We start from the raw sequence: 17,823 nt of genomic DNA on the forward strand, positions 1-17,823 counted from the left end.
GGCGGTGGTTGCTAGTTTGGCAAAAACTGGTGAGGTTGATGTAGCCAATGCACTATATCTAATTGTTAGTGCGACTGTATTTCTGATCGGTTCGATTTTATTAGGTGGGGTGTTTAACCAGGGATTTACACTAGTTGCTACTGCTTTAAAAACGCGCGGTAATATCGTAGTGCCCGCATTTATCTTTGCATTCTTTATGTCATTTTTAGGTAATGCCATTCATCTGGAGGCAATTCTCGGAGCTTTTGCAGCGGGATTGGTACTCGATGAGACAGACATTCGGAAAGAACTCGATGAAATGGTTAAACCTATTGCCGATATCTTCGTACCAATCTTCTTTGTCTCTGTAGGTGCGCGGACAGATTTGACCGTATTAAATCCTTTTATTCCTGAATATCGCACTGGCTTAATTATTGCTACTTTTTTAATTTTAGTGGCAATTGTTGGTAAAATTGTTACAGGATGGGCAGTATTCGGCAAACCAAATATCAATCGACTTGCAGTTGGGGTCGGAATGATTCCACGCGGTGAAGTTGGACTAGTATTTGCGGGCATCGGGGCGACGAGTGGTGCGATCGATAAACCATTACAAGTTGCAATTATTTTGATGGTAATTGTCACCACCTTTTTAGCCCCACCATTTTTACGAGTTGCCTTCGATCGGTCTCCAGATAAAATCGATATTCCAGCAATCGATGTTTTACCTAAACAGGAATAATTGCCACAATTTGACAACCGCGTTCGGGTAGACTTACAATCTCAAACTGACCTTGTAAAGACAATACTCGCTCTCGCATTCCCTGAAGACCAAATCCGGTAGTATTATGAGTAGGAATAAAGCCCCGACCGTTATCGGTAACTCGTAATTCTACTCGATTGGCTTGAGTTTTAATTTCGATAATTACTTCACTAGCATGGGCATGTTTGCTAACATTGGTCAGGGCTTCTTGTACGATGCGATAGAGGATAATATTGGTCGATTGTGGTAAATTGAGAGGTAGATCGAGATGACATATCGGTTGCAGATGATTGGAATATTTAAAATCATCTGCTAACTTATTAATTGCCGCAGCTAAATCTCGATCGGCAAATGGATCGGAGCGCAAAGCAGATACAGATTGCCGAACATCTTGCAGGGCGATCGAGCCGAGTCGTTTAGCTTCTACTAAAACTTCACGAGATTTTTCGGGTTTGAGCTGAGATAATTTTACAGCCATTTCTAGATGTAAATTAAGAGCTGTTAGCGAATGCCCTAGCGAGTCGTGGATTTCGCGGGCGATCCGATTGCGCTCTTGTAAACTACCATTTTCTTCAGCTTTAAGTGCATAACTACGAATGCGTTGATTGGCGATCGCGAGTTCTTCTTTAGCATGTTTTTCGGCTAAAATTCGATCTACTAGTAATTGCAAACTGAGCAATATGCCTCCAAACAAAAATACAAATCCCCACCGAAATCCATCCCGCTCGCGGCGAGTTTCTATAGGCGACTCTTCCGATCGTTCGCTAGGAGTTGACGCATTCCCTCGTGTTTCTGGCGTACGCGCATTGCGAGTAATAGTCCCAGTAGAATAACGAGATTCTGAATATTGACGACGATATGGAAATAAATTTAGAGTTGTTAAATATAAGGCGAATATGCCCCCAGTCACCCACAACCGATATTTGCGATCGAACAGTAAATAACTCCGAATTACAACGATAATATAGAGCAAACCAACCGGACGCATTCGGATATAAGCAGCTACTAAAATCGGGATAATTTGCGCGATCGTATACAAGATTTTAACTAACAGTTTGCGATTTGATGGCAATCGCAAACCCATTACAGCCAGCACCACGACAATCCCAATATTGAACCATTTAAGTTCGATCGATTGTCCAGAATTAGATACTTCAGATGCCATAATTGCGGCAAATAAGATCCACTCGATATACAGTAACGATCTCAAGGGATGGCGCATAATCGATTCGATTTGCAAAGTTACAAATTGGTTGGGAGTAGCAGGATAAACGATCGTGGATTGGATAAATATCTTTTTATCCTTCTGTCTTACTATTTTAGACCGATTGCTTGCAGGGCAGAGGCGATCGACATTAGATATAATTTACCCCACCGATTGCTAAATTTATCGATCGCACACAAGCCAGGAAATACCCGAACTAGTAATTACTCCCAACCACGGTTTACTAAAAATTTTATCGACACAATGCTTATCGAAAATGTGAACGATCGATCGAACATCACCAGAATACAAGATTTGGCAAGCAACAAATTAATGTCGATCCATAAGCTATTGATAAAAGCTTGCCCACCCTCGAAAAGCTTGAGTCATAAGGCGCAAGCGTAGTATGAAATGATACGTTACTATGTTGAAATAGGAATAAAGTCGCTTCATTCAATCTCATGTTTACAAGCAAATTTCGGATCGCAATCGCGGTACTCATTGCCCTCGTTCCGATCGTCAGTAATATTCAGCTCGACAAGGCTAATGCTAATCCAACCAGTACAGAATCTGCCGCCGAAATCGATAGACGCAAAACTCAAGAGCTATTTAGCACCCCAACAGAGGAGGATCGAAGACGATATCGGATCGTCAGTGATGCCATTGGAAGTTGGGAGAAAACTGTTGACGCGGCTGGGCTACATACCCTACTTAATAAAAACAAGCAAATTTATACACTCCTGAAATTTGATTTTACAAGGGAGATGGAAATATCGACGATTAGAAAACTGTTTACACCAGAAAACCAAGCAGATCTACAGCGGATCGTAAAGTGTCATGTAATTCCATTCAGGCTGTTGAAGACTACCATTCCCAATAACTCGACAGTAGTATTAAAAACAATGGAAGATGGTTGTACCGTAAAGGTACGCGGAGAATTTATTGAAAAACTAGTACCAGAGGAAGTAGCTACCACCGTATCTAACGGAACAAGCTGCTCTTATCAAGGATCGATCGGAGGGCTACCAGTGACACGATGCAGTGAGACTAGCCGCCCTGTTTACAAAAAAACTGGGAAAATGATAACTTATCGTAAGACTAAAATATGGATTGACGGCGAGCAAGTTGATGAAGCTCCAAACGGAGGCGGCGGTATGTACATACCATATCAAATCTACAAAATGAAGATGCCCCCAGATTTACAGCTCAAATACGGGAAATAAGTTTTGGCGATTGTCAAAATAAAGATGCGATCTCCAATCCAGTCAGGTGGTTGACGACAAAATGCGGGTTGCAACAGTTTTATTTTTAAAAACCACCGATCGGTTGGAAAATTTTAATCGGCTTTTCTGACGACAATTACCGTACAATTAGTACCCCGCGCGATCGAGTCGGGAATATTGCCTTTAACGGTTTGTTGCAGTAGACTTTCGCGACTAGCACCTAAAATAATGGCATCGCATTGTTTAGCTGTAGCAAAATCGATCGCCGCAGTCGCGATCGTTTCGGCATATAAAGGCGTAATCGTCGGTACAATATCTAAATTTTGGCGGATAAAATCTGCCGCTGTCTGTAAATTACGTAAATCTGGCTGGTATTGAGTCGGCGCAAAAATTTGACACAGATGAATTTCTGGCGCGCGACTGAGGGAAGTTAGCGCGGGCAATAATTTTAAAGCATACTCAGAATTTGGCCCACCCGCGATCGGGATCGACCACCGATTGAGATGAGTTAAGCGCATCAAGGCATCTAGCGAAGAGTTCTGCGCGAGTAATTCATTTACGGGTAAATTTAACTGTAGGTTGTCGCCCAATTTAATCAGCATTAAATCGCACTGAGCTTGGCGAATGGCGGTATCGACAGTATTGCCAAAAATCCGGTCTGGGGTGGAAGTTTTGCCTTGCCAACCCATGCATAATAAATTGATATGGCGATCGTTAATTATCTCTAAAATAGTTGCGGCAACATTATGGGTAACGCGCACTTGGGTATGGACGGAAACGCCCAAAACTTTGCCCAAAGCGGTGGCTCGATCGCATAATTTGCGACTAGCGGTGAGATCTACTTCAGTTTCGGCAGGGTTGCTCGCTGGCGGAATGACGATCGCGTGCAGACATTCTAATTCGTAGTTAAATTCAAGGGCGATCGCCGCAGCGAGTCGGAGCAAAATATCGGCTGTTTGGGGGTTGCTCAGAGGCACGAGCAGCCGTCCGCGTCCCGTGGCTGGCAATTGAGTCCGATAGACTAAATAGGAGGGTTCCGGGCGAGTTTTGAAGGGGCTGACGGTACTATTTAATAAATCGGCTTCGACGCGGATGATATCGGCACGGGTAATAATCCCGACGAGCTTGTTACCTTCAACGACTGGCAATCGCCCGATCTGATGCCGATCGAGTAAATGCAATACTGAGGTGAGCGGATCTTGAGGACTGAGGACGATGACTCGCCGCGTCATCAGTGTAGAAATCACTCTTTGACGATCCCACTGGCGATCGTTAGAAAGATCGCTTTGGGTGAGAATACCGACTAATTTACCACGATCGACGATCGGGAATCCGCGATGGGAAGAGTTAGCAAAAGCAGTCACGGCGGCAGCAATAGTCACATCACTAGTGAGGGTTTCGACATGCCGCTGCATCAGATCGGCAGCAGTTAAGCCCATCCAGCGACCTTGGGCTAAATCCGGTCGATCGAGATTGATGCCTTTACTGGCGAGTACATGTTGATAAATCGAGCCGGGAAACAGGTTATTGGCGATAATATATGCCGATACAGAACCGATCGTCAGCGGTAAGATTAAATCGAACTGAGTTGTCATTTCCCAAACGATCGCGATCGCAAACAGGGGACGGTGGGTAATGGCACTAAATACCGCACTCATCCCAATTAGGGCATAAATCGTCGGCGAACTTAGCACCAGATCCTGCGGCATTAAGCCATGACGATAACAACTTTGCAACCCTGTCGCGATCGCATTGCCCAAAGCCGCACCCAATACTAAACTGGGCGAAAATAACCCGCCCGGTGCAGTCGCCCCAAAGCCTACCCAACATAGGGCAAATTGAATGAGTAAAATTTCCGCAGCAGTTTGCCAAGTAATATCGCCGACGATGAGCAAGTCTTGTAAATTCTGATTACCCAGTAAAGCATAGGGCGAAAGTAACGCCAGAATGCCAGTTACACCCCCAGCAGCCGCCACTTTAACGGCTAAAGGTCGATCTCGAAATCGCTGGCGGTAAAACTTCAAGCTCGCTAACAGACTGCGATTGAAACATACGCCTACTAATCCCGCCACAATTCCCAAGCCGATAAATAAGGGAATCTCTGCCAGGGAAAAATGAATTTGCAACTGGCTTAAATCCGGCACCATCCCCCGTCCGCCTAACGTCCGCGCGATCACGCCTCCCACTACTGCGGCAATAATCGCCGTTCCCAAAGTCAGATCGGAGACATCTTGCAACAATTCCTCGATCGCAAATAATACCCCCGCGATCGGCGCATTAAAACTCGCCGCCAGCCCCGCCGCCGCTCCAGCAGCAATTAATTGGCGTTGATAAGTGGGCGATGTATCCGTCCAGCGGCTCAATTGTGCGGCTAAAGCTGCCCCGATCTGCACCGTCGGCCCCTGTCGCCCCAAACCAAAGCCAGCACCCAGAGAGAGACTAGTACTGAGCCACTTCACCACCGCCACCCGCAAATCTAATGCGATCGGCACGTAACCTAACGCCGCCTTTACCTGCGGAATGCCGCTCCCCGCCGCCTCTGGTGCAAATCGCTCGACTAAAAAACCACTTAAATACCCGCCGACAATGCCAATGAGTGGCAATACGATCCAGGCAGGGAAAGCACCAGCCAGATCTAACCGCCATGCCTCCAACCACGCCACCGATTGTCGCAAACCCACCGCCGCCAACGCCGATACTACCCCGATCGAGCAAGCCTCAACAATGGCAATCGGTTTAGGGCGCAGCAATTGTCGTATTTTTCGATCGATCCACATCTAACTTTACTGCCGAACGGTCGATAAACCGTTACCTGTCCTCATAGTTACACCTAATTCGGTAACAGCATACCGCGATCGGGCGATCTATGGGGGATGGGGAGACGGGGAGAAAGGATAGATAGCTATTGACTTCTTACTTCTTACTCCTTAACTTCAGCTTCGTTCCCACATCGCCACCGATTGAAATCGGAGCTAATGATACAAAGTCCGCCTACGCGGACTAATTAAACAGTCCGCGTAGGCGGACTTCGCATCATTAGCCGAGACTTCCAGTCTCTAGGCAACTCTTATCCCTAACTAACGTTTCTTACTCCTTAACTCCTTTTTTGGGCAATTACCGCATAAAACGGATCGCCACCGCCAGCACCGAGCCAGCGCAAGAGATCGGGTGCTTGACTGACTTGGACGATCGCTTCAGGGGTGCTAAATCCGGTCACAGATTGAAAATAACGCTTGACTAATTCCACGCGATCGGTTTCGCTAGCATCGCGCCAAGCGGCGATCGCTTTATTATAAAACATCCGATTGGAAAAGCTAAAAATTGCGATGCCATCGGGCTTGAGAATTCGATAAACCTCTGCAAAAATCGCTTCGGGATACTGGAGATATTGAACGGAAACCGTATTTAAAACGGCATCGAAGCTCTCATTTTCTAACGGTAATTTGAGATCCTGATTGAGATTTTGGACGAAATAACTATCGAAGCGGGGATTTTTAGCTAATTCCTCAGCATTCAAACCATGTCCCTGCACGTACTCAAATTGCAGCTCGTCAGGAAGGTGAGACACCCAGCTACTCATCATGTCAAAGATCCGCGTATCGGGCACGAGCCTTTCGCGGTAGAGATTTGTCAATCGATCGATAAATCCAGTATCGACATGGGTAACAAATCGTGGTGTATCGTAGAACTGTCGATCGTTACCGCCGTCTAGTTTCTGACGTTGTGTAGGGTTTAATAACATGATTAGATGAAAAAATATCGAACTAAAGATTTTAAGAACTAGCTAAAACTTAATCCCAACTTGACCGTTAATACCGCGAATAGAATGATATCCCACTCCGAAAAAAGTATTCCCCGGCGGTGTAATTTGAACGCCCCCAGAATAAGCAACGCCCTTGTCACCGTAAATTCCCAAACCAGCATAGGGCGAAACTAACGGAAACCCAAAGAATTTCAGCACATCAACACCTGTGGTGCCACCACTATTGGTGATTTCGGCACCGAGATCGAAAATTTTGACACCAACCCCGTAGGAAACCGTGCCATTCTTACTACCCACCGTCACCCAAGGTTCGGGAACTAGTTGTGCAGATACCGGAGCGATTTGGCTAGATTCGATCGCGACAAACATCGCACACAGCGAACCACAGATTGACTTGAATTGCATCGTTAATATTCCTCTAGTGCTGGTAAGCTCGCAGAGCTAATACCTTTCGTGACGGTAGCTAGCTGAGATTGTTTCAGTTACGGGAGCAGGGAGTTGGGAGATGGGAGTGAGGAGTAAAAAGGAAATCGATCGCTAGAACGCGTATTCTAGCGGGAATGTCATTATTTTAAAGATAGCAAATTAATCTAGCAGCATGGGTAGGTGTGGTAGTGATATTGGGTACAGTGGATGTCGGGAAGCAATCTGGACATGATGTTAGGTGCGATCGTCGAAATTGGTTATTTATTTCATAGTTGGCAGAGTACCAAGTCGATCGATAATTAATCCGATCGCACATTTATATTAAAGATCGAATCTAATGCGAATTATTACTGACTTTGATGGGCCGATAATGGACTTATCCGATCGATATTATCATGTCTATCAGCTTTGTCTAGAAACAGTGAAACAACCAAACCAACCGATTACCATCTTTTCTAAAGCTAAATTTTGGGCATATAAACAAGCCCAAATTCCCGAACTACAGTTAGGCATCGAATCGGGGTTGACAGCGACTCAAGCCCAAGCATTTAAAGAAATGCGCGATCTCCATGCCCATCAACTCCAATACTTATCACTCGATCTAGTCGTCCCCGGATCGATCGCGGCGTTAGCAAAAATTCAAGCATCTGGCAGCGATTTATTAGTCATGACACTGCGGCGCACCTGCGAATTAGAGCCAGCCTTCCAACAATATAATCTCGATCGATTTTTTCCGTCTCATCATCGATATTGCTTGCCTAATGACTACATCAAGCACGGCGATGTCCAAGCCAAAACCCAATTAATGACTAACGCTTTAGCAGCATTAAAACCCGATCCAGACACCTGGATGATTGGCGATACCGAAGCCGATATTATTGCCGCACAGACTTATAATATCCCAGTTATTGGCGTACTGTCTGGAATTCGAGATCGCGATCGATTAGAGCGATATCAACCAGATAAAATTGTAGCAAATTTAGCAGATGCTGTAGATTTTATATTCGATCTCTAGAAATAACATCAATTTTGTAGTCCACAATCTTCGCCACAACTAATACTAATAATTTAAAATCGAAGTATTAGCTTATTATGATAACTAATTCATCAATTAGTCACTGTAAGTATTCAGATAGCTGTAATGGTGTGGATATCCATATCAAATGGACGGTACAGGACTCGAACCTGTGACAGCCTGCTTGTAAGGCAGGAGCTCTACCAACTGAGCTAACCGTCCGCTTTTTTGTGCTTATACAATATAGCCGATATTTTAAATCAAGTCAAGCGATCGACGCAGAATATTTTTCAAAAGGTATGAGGTACGATCGAAGGGCAGATCTAACAACGTCAGGATTGGATCGTGCCAACTTGGCGTAGTAATAGTAGGATCGATCCTAGATTCGGATCTGGCTGGAGTCCAGATAACTAGTTGCGCCTGTCTTTAGCTGGGACGAACTGGGAATCGATCGCGTTTGTAAGATTATAAAGATGTTCGATAGCTGGTAACCGATGCGTATTGCTCTATTCACTGAAACTTTTTTACCAAAAGTCGATGGTATTGTCACTCGACTCAAACATACGATCGAGCAACTCCAACGACAGGGCGATGATGTCTTAGTTTTTTGTCCGGCTGGCGGCATCACATCCTATCAGGGCGCGAAAATTTATGGATTATCTGCTTTTCCTTTACCACTCTACCCCGAATTAAAATTAGCCTTACCCCGCCCAGAAATCGGGCAAGAATTGGCAAAATTTCAGCCAGATCTGATTCATGTCGTCAATCCAGCAGTTTTAGGACTAGCTGGAATTTTTTATGCTAAATCGCACGGTATTCCACTAGTCGCCTCGTACCATACCCATCTACCCAAATATTTACATCATTATGGCTTAGGAATGTTGGAGGGCTTATTGTGGGAGTTATTAAAAGGGGCGCACAATCAAGCCGAGTTAAACCTTTGCACTTCTAGTGCGATGGTAAAAGAGCTGCGATCGCATGGCATCGAACGGGTAGACTTGTGGCAGCGGGGAGTAGATACCGAAACTTTTGATCCAGCTCGATCGACACCCGAAATGCGGCACCATTTGAGCCTAGGCGAGCCAGATTGCCGTCTATTACTATATGTAGGTAGACTGGGGGCAGAAAAGGAAATCGAGCAGATTAAACCCATTTTAGGGGCAATTCCAGACGCGCGACTGGCGATCGTCGGGGATGGCCCCCATCGAGAGCGGTTGGAAAGTTACTTTGCCGATACACCGACTCATTTTGTGGGCTATTTAGGCGGTGAAAAGTTAGCTGCGGCTTATGCTGCGGCTGATGCGTTTATTTTTCCATCGCGCACGGAAACATTAGGGTTGGTATTGCTCGAAGCGATGGCGGCAGGTTGTCCGGCGATCGCCGCCCGATCGGGAGGTATTCCCGATATCATTACAGATGGGCACAATGGCTATCTATTCGATCCGCAAGATCCTCAAGGTGCGATCGTAGCAACTCAAATGCTTTTTGCCGATCCCGCAGCAAATCTTCAACTGCGCAAAAATGCCCGCATCGAAGCCGAACGCTGGGGCTGGGCAGCAGCGACAAAACAGTTACAACAATATTATCGGCAAGTGTTAGGGAATTAGGCTTTAGGCTTTAGGGTGTAGTGGATAGTGGATAGATTTTAGAACGATCTCCCAGTACCCCAGTCTCCTTTGTCCCCCCGTCCCCCCTCTCCCTACTCCCCCTGTTCCTCATTCCCATCATTAGTAGATTGCTCGCCGATGCCGAGCTGTTTCTTGCTCCGTTTAAGTTCTTTCCACAGAGCCTTGATCTGTTTGTAAGATTCTTCTGGCGTGAGCTTACCCGCAGTCTCTAGACTACAGATAAAACTGACTCGCTGCGTAAATTCTTGTAAGTTGCTGTTAAAAACCAAATGTTGGGGGGTAAAGTCCCCGTTATAGCGGTTATTGTTGTATAAAAAGAAATCGCTCGGTTTTGACATTAATCTTGCATCCTAAATTATGGCGATCCAATCTTCAATCGAGAGTTTAGAGGTTGCTAGTACCACCACCTTAGGGGAGACTTACAAAATATCGATAAGTACGTACATAGCCAAATTGACACTTATCTATCTGACCTGACGGCAGTTTGCTTGGATTCTGTGCGATGATGTCGATGTAAATTTGTGCCGATCTTAACCTTTTATCGATCTGAGCGATCGCAGATGAAGCATTGGCGATTAAGATCTATAGTGTTGACTGTCGATAAATACTCACAATCTTTGCCAATTTCTAGGTCAAAAATTGGTCTCGTTCCCATAATTCTAACTATTTCAGCATGAATTGTCATCCACAGATTTACGAAGGTAAGGCAAAAATTCTCTACGCCACAGACGATCCAGAGATCTTACTAGCTTACTTTAAGGATGATGCTACCGCCTTTAACGCCCAAAAGCGGGGCACGATCGTCGGTAAAGGCGAAATTAACTGTCAGATTGCCGCACATTTGTTTCGGGAGATCGAAGATCGGGGGATTGCGACGCATTATATCGATTGTCCATCTGCTAATGAAATGCGCGTTAAATCGGTAAAAATTATCCCGATCGAAGTTGTCGTTCGGAATATTGCAGCGGGGAGTTTATGCCAACAAACTGGGATTGCGTTGGGGACGATCTTACCACAACCACTAGTAGAATTTTTCTATAAAAATGATGCGTTGGGCGATCCATTATTGACGCGAGATCGCTTGCTATTAATGGATTTAGCGACCCCAGAGCAGATTGAAATCTTAGCAGCTAAAGCGATCGAGATCGATCGAATCTTGCAAGACTTTTTTCAACAGTGCGGTATTACGTTGGTCGATTTTAAAATTGAATTTGGCGTAGACAAGCACCAGCAAATTTTACTCGCCGATGAGATCAGCCCCGATAGTTGTCGGTTATGGTTGACTGGGGAACCCGATCCCAATTTACGAGTCTTAGATAAAGATCGGTTCCGCCGGGATCTGGGTAATGTTGAAGATGCCTATCAGCAAGTATTAGCCAGAGTTTTAGGAGTCAAAGAGTAGAGTGCAGCGAAAATCGGGAATAGAAACAATTATGTCCTCTAAACATCGGCCGCTACCGCTATTTATTATACAAATTACATGAACTTTAAATCTAAATTACTGTCGATCGCGACCATTGCGACGGTCGTGCAGCTAGCTCACACTGTCACGGCAACCGCACAGTCCGCGCCCAATTTACAACGGAGCGGTTACACAAATGAGAAAATTATATCGCCTAGTAGTTTAGCCAGCTTGCGATCGCCAAATACATCGATCGTGGTTGCCAATAACTCACAGCCATCGACACAAGCCGAGATTCCCACTGCAAAAGAGTTGGTAGCAAGAACTACGCGGCGGAGAACTCGCAAACCAGTCAAAAAACCCGCCGCAGTTACCACGCCAACTGTACCGCCACAAAGCCAAGCACCTGCGACACCCGCAACTACTAATGGCAAGCAGGTCTTAGTTGCCGATATTATTATCAAAAATCCGAAAGGGACGCTAGCACCAGAATTAGAGTCGAGAATCCGACAAATTCTGACTGTTAAAGCCGGACAACCGACAACGCGCGAGCAATTAGAGCAGAACCTCAATGCGATTAAAGCTTTAGGAGCTTTCTCTGCGGTCGAAATCATCCCTGAAGATACCGCCAAAGGGGTTAGACTCAGTTTCTTGGTAACACCCTACGGCAACCTAGCTCAGGTGCAAGTCAGAACGTTACCAGCCACTAGCAGTAGCGTGCTCAAGCAAGCCGATATCGATACTTTATTTCAGAGTCAGTATGGCAAACAGTTAAATGCTGTCGATCTTCAAGCCGCCATCAAACAATTAAATCAACTTTACCAACAGCAGGGCTACAACCTCGCTCAAGTCGTAGATGTCGAAGAACTCAGTGCCGATGGCAAACTAACTCTAGTTATCGCTGAAGGACTAATTGAAGATGTCCAGGTGCGTTTTTTGAACAAAGAGGGTTCCTTAGTTGACGACAAGAAAAACCCGATTACGGGTAGCACTCGTCCTTTTATTGTCACTCGCGAAGCGGAATTAAAAGCTGGGAAGATTTTCAACCGCAATACCGCCGAAAAAGATTTACGCCGAATTTATGGTTTGGGCATTTTTGACGATGTGCGCGTATCCTTTGCTCCCGGTACCGATCCGGCAAAGGTAGTACTCCAATTTAACGTCATCGAGCGGAAAACTTCTTCAATTATCGCAGGAGGTGGGATCAGCTCGACCAATGGTTTATTCGGGAGCATCAGTTATAACCAACTTAACGTTGGGGGTAACGCTCAAAAACTAGGAGCCGAGCTGCAAGTTGGTACCAGGGATTTACTCTACGATCTGAATTTCTCCGATCCGTGGATTGCCACTGACCCCAATCGGACATCTTACAACGCGAATATCTTCCAACGTCGATCGCTCTCGTTAGTCTATGGTGGTGGTAAAACGCCTACTTTCGTACCCGGAACTACCGACACGCCAACAATTTTCAGACAGGGTGGCGGAATTACCTTCAGTCGTCCGCTCAATGGCGATCCGTTTACCGATAGTGCTTGGCGCGGCTCTTTGGGCGTACAATATCAACGCGTGTCCATTCGCGATATTAATGGTGGTGCGATCGTTCCGAAAGATTCTGGTGGTAACGATCTGAGCTTTAGTAAAACTGGTCAAGACGACCTGTTGATGGTACAGCTAGGATTGACTCAAGATTTACGCAACAGCTTTACCGATCCGACTCAAGGTACATTGCTGAAGTTGGGACTGGATCAGTCGGTACCAATCGGGATTGGCAATATTTTCATGACCAGAGCTAGAGCAAGTTTTACTAACTACACGCCAGTAAAATTGATTAATTTTACACCTGGCTCTCAAGCACTGGTGTTTAACGTTCAAGGTGGTACGATCTTGGGCGATTTACCACCATATGAAGCCTTTAGTTTAGGCGGTACTAGCTCTGTACGCGGCTTTGAAGATGGCGACGTGGGTGCGGGACGTAGCTATATTCAGGCGACAGCCGAATATCGCTTCCCCTTAATTTCGATCGTCGGTGGCGGAATTTTTGCCGATTACGGTAGCGATTTAGGTACTGGTAGTAGCGTTCCTGGCAATCCCGGCGGCGTGCGGGGCAAACCTGGTAACGGTTTTGGTTATGGTGCTGGGATCCGGATCAATTCTCCCATCGGTCCGATTCGGATCGATTACGCGCTCAATAATCGTGCGGAAACCCGGATTCAATTTGGAATCGGGGAACGATTCTAAAATTTAGCGAACAAGCATCCATGTAGGTAGGGGCAATTCATAAAGCGGCGCATTGCCTACGGCACGCTACGCGAACGAACGGGAGGTTCCCTCCCCTTTGTGTGCGACAAGACAGCGGCGGTTTTATATCTCCTGTCGGAGCGACCCAAATCACGCGGAGGGAACCTCCGCATGTGTTTGGGTCAAGACAGAGGCTTTGCCAACGGAGGTTCCCTCCGAATTAAAAAACCGACAAGACATTGCCCCTACCTACTGTGTCGAATTTTAGTTATGCCTCACACGGGTATTACTTGCACTCTAGTCTAAAGCTAAAGCCTAAAGTCTAACGTCCAAAGCGCAACCTCAAGTTATGAGCGTGTAAAGTATTAGAGGTGATGCCAACGAGCAGAAGGTGTTAAAAAACTTATTTAAATTATTATCGATCGGGTTGTTAACCTGGTGTATCGGTCTGGCTCCGGCTAGTGCTGAATTTTGTCGTCAGGTAGAAGGACACCGGATTTGTATTCTCAAAATCGAGCGCAGTGCGAAAAATTACTGGCAATATCAGGCAATGGTAAGTACCGACGGCATCAAACGACCGCTGGCATCTTATGATTGTCGAGATCGATCGATTACCGAACCCGATGGGAATATGTCATTATTTCGATCGCGCAAAGATGGCAATCTCGTCTGTATGCTCTATCGCGCTAGAGGTTAAATCGCGACAGTGCAAAACCAGCCTCGATCCCAATGGGCGATCGATCTCCTGTTGGGATCGATCGCCCGATCGCCGTGCCGCGATATACTGGTAAAGAAAATTGCTCTCATATTTTTCTTCCGTCACAAATCTCACCTCAGCAATTAACGAAGAGCGGCTATATGAATTCAGGTATTGACCTTCAAGGGACTTTTATCCAATCACTCAGCGACTTTGGGATCTCAGCCGAACTGGCAAAAGTTCTGTGGATGCCGTTTCCGATGTTGCTGATGATTATCGGTGCCACCGTCGGCGTACTCGTCAACGTCTGGTTGGAACGGAAAATTTCTGCCGCCGTTCAACAGCGCATCGGCCCAGAATATGCTGGCCCATTGGGTGTATTGCAACCAGTTGCCGACGGTTTGAAGCTGGTATTTAAAGAAGATATTACCCCCGCCAATGCCGACCCGATTCTCTTCACTGTCGGGCCGATTTTGGTGGTTTTACCAGTATTTATCTCGTATTTAATCGTCCCCTTCGGTCAAAATTTAGTCATTACCGATGTCAATACAGGTGTATTTTTGTGGATTGCACTATCTAGCGTCGTGCCGATTGGCTTGTTGATGTCTGGCTACGCATCTAATAATAAATATTCGCTCATTGGTGGCCTGCGTGCCGCCGCTCAGTCAATTAGTTACGAAATTCCGCTGGCATTATCGGTACTCGCGATCGTGTTGATGTCTAATAGTCTGAGTACGATCGATATCGTACATCAACAATCTGGCTATGGGATTCTCTCTTGGAATATTTGGCGACAACCATTTGGCTTTGTCATTTTCTGGATTGCCGCATTAGCCGAGTGCGAACGTCTGCCCTTCGACCTCCCAGAGGCTGAGGAAGAGCTGGTAGCAGGCTATCAGACCGAATACTCCGGCATGAAGTTTGCCCTCTTCTACATCGCTTCCTACGTTAACCTAGTATTATCGGCACTGTTAGTCGCGATCCTTTACCTGGGTGGGTGGTCGAGTCCGATTCCGATCGAGTTATTGAGCAATGTGCTCGGTGTCGATCCTACTACTTCCTGGGTACAGGTTGTCGATGCCTCTTTGGGAATTACCATGACCGTTCTCAAAGCCTACTTCCTGGTATTCCTTGCTATTCTCACCCGTTGGACTGTTCCCCGCGTCCGCATCGACCAACTGCTCAATCTCGGCTGGAAATTTCTTCTACCAATTTCGCTTGCCAATCTCCTCATTACAGCCGCACTCAAGCTCGCCTTTCCTAACGCTTTTGGTGGTTAGGCTTTAGGTTTTAGGCTTTGGAACTACGTTCCATACTTTAGAAGCAATTTTACTTCTTACTTCTTATTTCTTACTCTCCCCATCTCCCCTCTCTGTTATGTTGAAATTCCTCAAGCAAGTAGTCGATTACGGTAAAGAAACAGCTCAAGCGGCTAAATATATCGGTCAAGGATTGGCAGTCACTTTCGACCACATGCAACGCCGTCCCATTACGGTGCAATATCCTTATGAAAAACTAATTCCATCCGAGCGGTTTCGGGGACGAATCCATTTTGAATTTGATAAATGTATCTCCTGCGAAGTCTGCGTGCGGGTATGTCCGATTAACTTACCTGTAGTTGATTATGAGTTTGATAAAGCCAGTAAGAAAAAGAAACTCAATAGTTATAGTATCGATTTTGGGGTGTGTATCTTTTGCGGTAATTGTGTGGAATATTGTCCGACCAATTGCCTATCGATGACCGAAGAATACGAACTGGCAACATTCGATCGACACCAACTTAATTATGATAGCGTAGCACTCGGTCGCCTCCCGACTAAAGTAACTGACGATCCGATGGTTACGGCTTTACGCACGATGGCATACTTGCCAAAAGGCGTGATGGCACCTCACGATCTGCCTGATGGAACTCAACGCGCTAACAGCACTAAATAATGCCAACAGCGATCTCGACAGCAGGAAGTGAGGTCGAAACAATCGAAATTTACAAATAATTAGTAACAAAAATGCAAATTGCTGAAGGCGTTCGATTAGTTACATTTGCCATTCTCTCGCTCATGATGCTGGGATCGGCTTTAGGGGTTGTGTTATTTGCAAATATCGTTTATTCTGCATTTTTGTTGGGCGGAGTATTTATTAGTATGGCAGGAATTTATATCCTGCTCAATGCTGATTTTGTGTCGGCAGCCCAAATTTTAGTATATGTCGGAGCGGTGAATGTACTGATCTTATTTGCCATTATGTTGGTAAATAAACGCGAAGATTTTACACCGATGAAAAATGCTTGGATCAGACAAGGATCGACAGCCGTAGTTTGTGCTGGTTTATTCGCGCTATTAAGTGCTGTCTCGATCGTCACACCTTGGAAAATTTCTACGATTACGCCATTAGCTAGCACAATCGTCCCGATCGCCAAGCATTTTTTTACTGATTTTCTGTTACCATTCGAGCTAGCTTCCATACTATTATTGATGTCAATGATTGGCGCGATCGTCTTGGCAAGACGTGACTTCATGCCAGAGGGCATAATTGGAACTTCGACTCAAGATAGTCTCACGCTTCCCGAACGTCCGAGAGAATTAGTTGGCACTGAGAAGTAGGTAGATAAGTAAAAAGAGGGTTTAGATGATGTTGCAATTACCGTATTTTTTAATTTTAGCCGCCGCGCTATTTTGTATCGGTATTTATGGATTGGTAATGAGTCGTAATGCCGTTCGGGTATTAATGTCGATCGAACTAATGTTAAATGCTGTCAACTTAAACTTGATGGGCTTTTCTAACTATATCGATCCAGCCGAGATTAAAGGGCAAGTATTCACGATCTTTGTGATTGCGATCGCTGCGGCGGAAGCTGCTGTCGGACTGGCGATTGTCTTATCAATCTATCGCAACCGCGATACTGTAGATATGGAACAATTTAACTTACTCAAGTGGTAATACTAATCAGATAGAATGAAAATTCTCTTTTCATTGCGCCAAACGAGCGCAACCGATCTCAATTGATGAGGATAGCACGATGGTTGAAAAAGCTAGCAGATGAAGGAACAGATTAAGTTCGTTCGCCAAAAGATGCGAACAGTCATACCTTTCGTTTTAGCTGTATCGATCGCAGGTATGGCAATGATTTGGACGTATATATCGACTCCAGTGAGTTCGTTTGCAACTTTACCACAACCATCGATCGATGTGAGCGATCTCAACAATCGCACCAAGTGGTATAAAGTCAATCAGGTTCCATACTCGATATCGCAGCAGGTGAATGAATTATGTGCCGCTCCCAATCGAATCGCAACTAGACAAAGTAAAAACCCTCACGATCGCAAGGCAATTACAGTTTACGTTAACAAGATTGGAACTGAGGCAATGATGTCGGCAAAATCGATGCTGTTTCCAACGGGTGCTGTCATCGTTAAAAAGAAGATCGATCGGCGATCGCGCGATGAGGCGGGACTGCTATATACTGTCATGATTAAGCAGCAGCTTGATTT

The 17,823-nt window shown here is 45.6% G+C and carries 17 protein-coding genes and 1 tRNA gene; 12 read left to right on the forward strand and 6 right to left on the reverse strand.

The genetic code is table 11. From position 1 onward, the window contains the following. Positions 1–718: cation:proton antiporter (locus RMO79_RS00005; protein WP_310480986.1), on the forward strand; the 718-nt coding region annotated here is incomplete at its 5' end. Here the strand turns inward: RMO79_RS00005 and RMO79_RS00010 are convergent. Further along, positions 705–1,979, reverse strand: a complete 1,275-nt coding sequence (locus tag RMO79_RS00010) for a sensor histidine kinase (RefSeq protein ID WP_310480987.1) — start codon at positions 1,977–1,979, stop codon at positions 705–707. The two genes, RMO79_RS00005 and RMO79_RS00010, sit on opposite strands and share 14 nt — an antisense overlap. 425 nt (positions 1,980–2,404) lie before the next feature. Here RMO79_RS00010 and RMO79_RS00015 point away from each other — a divergent pair, with 425 nt between their 5' ends. Further along, the gene (locus tag RMO79_RS00015; RefSeq protein ID WP_310480988.1) at positions 2,405–3,166 is read left to right on the forward strand and encodes a hypothetical protein; all 762 of its coding nucleotides are present in this window, start codon (positions 2,405–2,407) and stop codon (positions 3,164–3,166) included. Between the two features lie 113 nt (positions 3,167–3,279). Here RMO79_RS00015 and RMO79_RS00020 read toward each other — a convergent pair whose 3' ends face one another. The 3 genes from RMO79_RS00020 to RMO79_RS00030 all read right to left on the reverse strand — a co-directional run bounded on the left by RMO79_RS00020 (position 3,280) and on the right by RMO79_RS00030 (position 7,298). Further along, on the reverse strand, positions 3,280–5,943 hold the full coding sequence (locus RMO79_RS00020) for a chloride channel protein (protein WP_310480989.1): 2,664 nt from the start codon (positions 5,941–5,943) through the stop codon (positions 3,280–3,282). A gap of 317 nt (positions 5,944–6,260) precedes the next feature. After that, positions 6,261–6,908, reverse strand: coding sequence for a class I SAM-dependent methyltransferase (locus RMO79_RS00025; RefSeq protein ID WP_310480990.1), 648 nt, complete (start codon positions 6,906–6,908; stop codon positions 6,261–6,263). 42 nt (positions 6,909–6,950) lie between these two features. Next, positions 6,951–7,298: a hypothetical protein gene (locus RMO79_RS00030; protein ID WP_396136479.1), complete on the reverse strand. Its 348-nt coding sequence runs from the start codon at positions 7,296–7,298 to the stop codon at positions 6,951–6,953. 394 nt (positions 7,299–7,692) lie between these two features. On the opposite strand from RMO79_RS00030, the gene RMO79_RS00035 reads away from it, so the two are divergent. Then, positions 7,693–8,370, forward strand: a complete 678-nt coding sequence (locus tag RMO79_RS00035) for an HAD family hydrolase (protein ID WP_310480992.1) — start codon at positions 7,693–7,695, stop codon at positions 8,368–8,370. A 149-nt stretch (positions 8,371–8,519) separates the two neighbouring features. Here the strand turns inward: RMO79_RS00035 and RMO79_RS00040 are convergent. Then, positions 8,520–8,592, reverse strand: a tRNA-Val gene (locus RMO79_RS00040). Positions 8,593–8,864: 272 nt separating this feature from the next. Between RMO79_RS00040 and RMO79_RS00045 the strand changes: the two genes are divergently transcribed. After that, on the forward strand, positions 8,865–9,977 hold the full coding sequence (locus RMO79_RS00045) for a glycosyltransferase family 1 protein (RefSeq protein ID WP_310480993.1): 1,113 nt from the start codon (positions 8,865–8,867) through the stop codon (positions 9,975–9,977). Between the two features lie 92 nt (positions 9,978–10,069). Here RMO79_RS00045 and RMO79_RS00050 read toward each other — a convergent pair whose 3' ends face one another. Beyond that, positions 10,070–10,336: a hypothetical protein gene (locus tag RMO79_RS00050; RefSeq protein WP_310480994.1), complete on the reverse strand. Its 267-nt coding sequence runs from the start codon at positions 10,334–10,336 to the stop codon at positions 10,070–10,072. Between the two features lie 335 nt (positions 10,337–10,671). On the opposite strand from RMO79_RS00050, the gene purC reads away from it, so the two are divergent. From purC to RMO79_RS00090, 8 genes are all read left to right on the forward strand, one after another. Next, on the forward strand, positions 10,672–11,400 hold the full coding sequence (purC, locus tag RMO79_RS00055; RefSeq protein ID WP_310480995.1) for a phosphoribosylaminoimidazolesuccinocarboxamide synthase: 729 nt from the start codon (positions 10,672–10,674) through the stop codon (positions 11,398–11,400). Between the two features lie 78 nt (positions 11,401–11,478). After that, a complete protein-coding gene (locus tag RMO79_RS00060; RefSeq protein WP_310480996.1) occupies positions 11,479–13,638 on the forward strand; it encodes a BamA/TamA family outer membrane protein in 2,160 nt (719 codons plus the stop codon). Between the two features lie 391 nt (positions 13,639–14,029). Next, positions 14,030–14,335 (forward strand): hypothetical protein, encoded by a 306-nt coding sequence (locus tag RMO79_RS00065; RefSeq protein WP_310480997.1) that lies wholly within the window; start codon positions 14,030–14,032, stop codon positions 14,333–14,335. A gap of 161 nt (positions 14,336–14,496) precedes the next feature. Next, entirely contained in the window at positions 14,497–15,615 is a 1,119-nt protein-coding gene (gene nuoH, locus RMO79_RS00070) for an NADH-quinone oxidoreductase subunit NuoH (RefSeq protein WP_310481001.1), read from the forward strand. 100 nt (positions 15,616–15,715) lie between these two features. After that, positions 15,716–16,270: an NAD(P)H-quinone oxidoreductase subunit I gene (ndhI, locus tag RMO79_RS00075; protein ID WP_396136480.1), complete on the forward strand. Its 555-nt coding sequence runs from the start codon at positions 15,716–15,718 to the stop codon at positions 16,268–16,270. A 71-nt stretch (positions 16,271–16,341) separates the two neighbouring features. Beyond that, the gene (locus RMO79_RS00080; RefSeq protein ID WP_310480999.1) at positions 16,342–16,935 is read left to right on the forward strand and encodes an NADH-quinone oxidoreductase subunit J; all 594 of its coding nucleotides are present in this window, start codon (positions 16,342–16,344) and stop codon (positions 16,933–16,935) included. Between the two features lie 25 nt (positions 16,936–16,960). Continuing rightward, the gene (gene nuoK / locus RMO79_RS00085) at positions 16,961–17,272 is read left to right on the forward strand and encodes an NADH-quinone oxidoreductase subunit NuoK (RefSeq protein WP_396136478.1); all 312 of its coding nucleotides are present in this window, start codon (positions 16,961–16,963) and stop codon (positions 17,270–17,272) included. 99 nt (positions 17,273–17,371) lie between these two features. After that, on the forward strand, positions 17,372–17,823 hold a 452-nt coding region (locus RMO79_RS00090; protein ID WP_310481000.1), incomplete at its 3' end, for a hypothetical protein.

The organism is Chamaesiphon sp. VAR_48_metabat_403, assembly GCF_031422475.1.
Classification (GTDB): domain Bacteria; phylum Cyanobacteriota; class Cyanobacteriia; order Cyanobacteriales; family Chamaesiphonaceae; genus Chamaesiphon.

Excerpts from the sequence above, each read along its gene's own strand:
- RMO79_RS00015 (WP_310480988.1), top strand. The coding sequence starts at position 2,405 with ATGTTTACAAGCAAATTTCGGATCGCAATCGCGGTACTCATTGCCCTC.
- RMO79_RS00020 (WP_310480989.1), bottom strand. The coding sequence starts at position 5,943 with ATGTGGATCGATCGAAAAATACGACAATTGCTGCGCCCTAAACCGATT.
- RMO79_RS00025 (WP_310480990.1), bottom strand. The coding sequence starts at position 6,908 with ATGTTATTAAACCCTACACAACGTCAGAAACTAGACGGCGGTAACGAT.
- RMO79_RS00030 (WP_396136479.1), bottom strand. The coding sequence starts at position 7,298 with ATGTTTGTCGCGATCGAATCTAGCCAAATCGCTCCGGTATCTGCACAA.
- RMO79_RS00035 (WP_310480992.1), top strand. The coding sequence starts at position 7,693 with ATGCGAATTATTACTGACTTTGATGGGCCGATAATGGACTTATCCGAT.
- RMO79_RS00045 (WP_310480993.1), top strand. The coding sequence starts at position 8,865 with ATGCGTATTGCTCTATTCACTGAAACTTTTTTACCAAAAGTCGATGGT.
- RMO79_RS00050 (WP_310480994.1), bottom strand. The coding sequence starts at position 10,336 with ATGTCAAAACCGAGCGATTTCTTTTTATACAACAATAACCGCTATAAC.
- purC (WP_310480995.1), top strand. The coding sequence starts at position 10,672 with ATGAATTGTCATCCACAGATTTACGAAGGTAAGGCAAAAATTCTCTAC.
- RMO79_RS00060 (WP_310480996.1), top strand. The coding sequence starts at position 11,479 with ATGAACTTTAAATCTAAATTACTGTCGATCGCGACCATTGCGACGGTC.
- nuoH (WP_310481001.1), top strand. The coding sequence starts at position 14,497 with ATGAATTCAGGTATTGACCTTCAAGGGACTTTTATCCAATCACTCAGC.
- RMO79_RS00080 (WP_310480999.1), top strand. The coding sequence starts at position 16,342 with ATGCAAATTGCTGAAGGCGTTCGATTAGTTACATTTGCCATTCTCTCG.
- nuoK (WP_396136478.1), top strand. The coding sequence starts at position 16,961 with ATGATGTTGCAATTACCGTATTTTTTAATTTTAGCCGCCGCGCTATTT.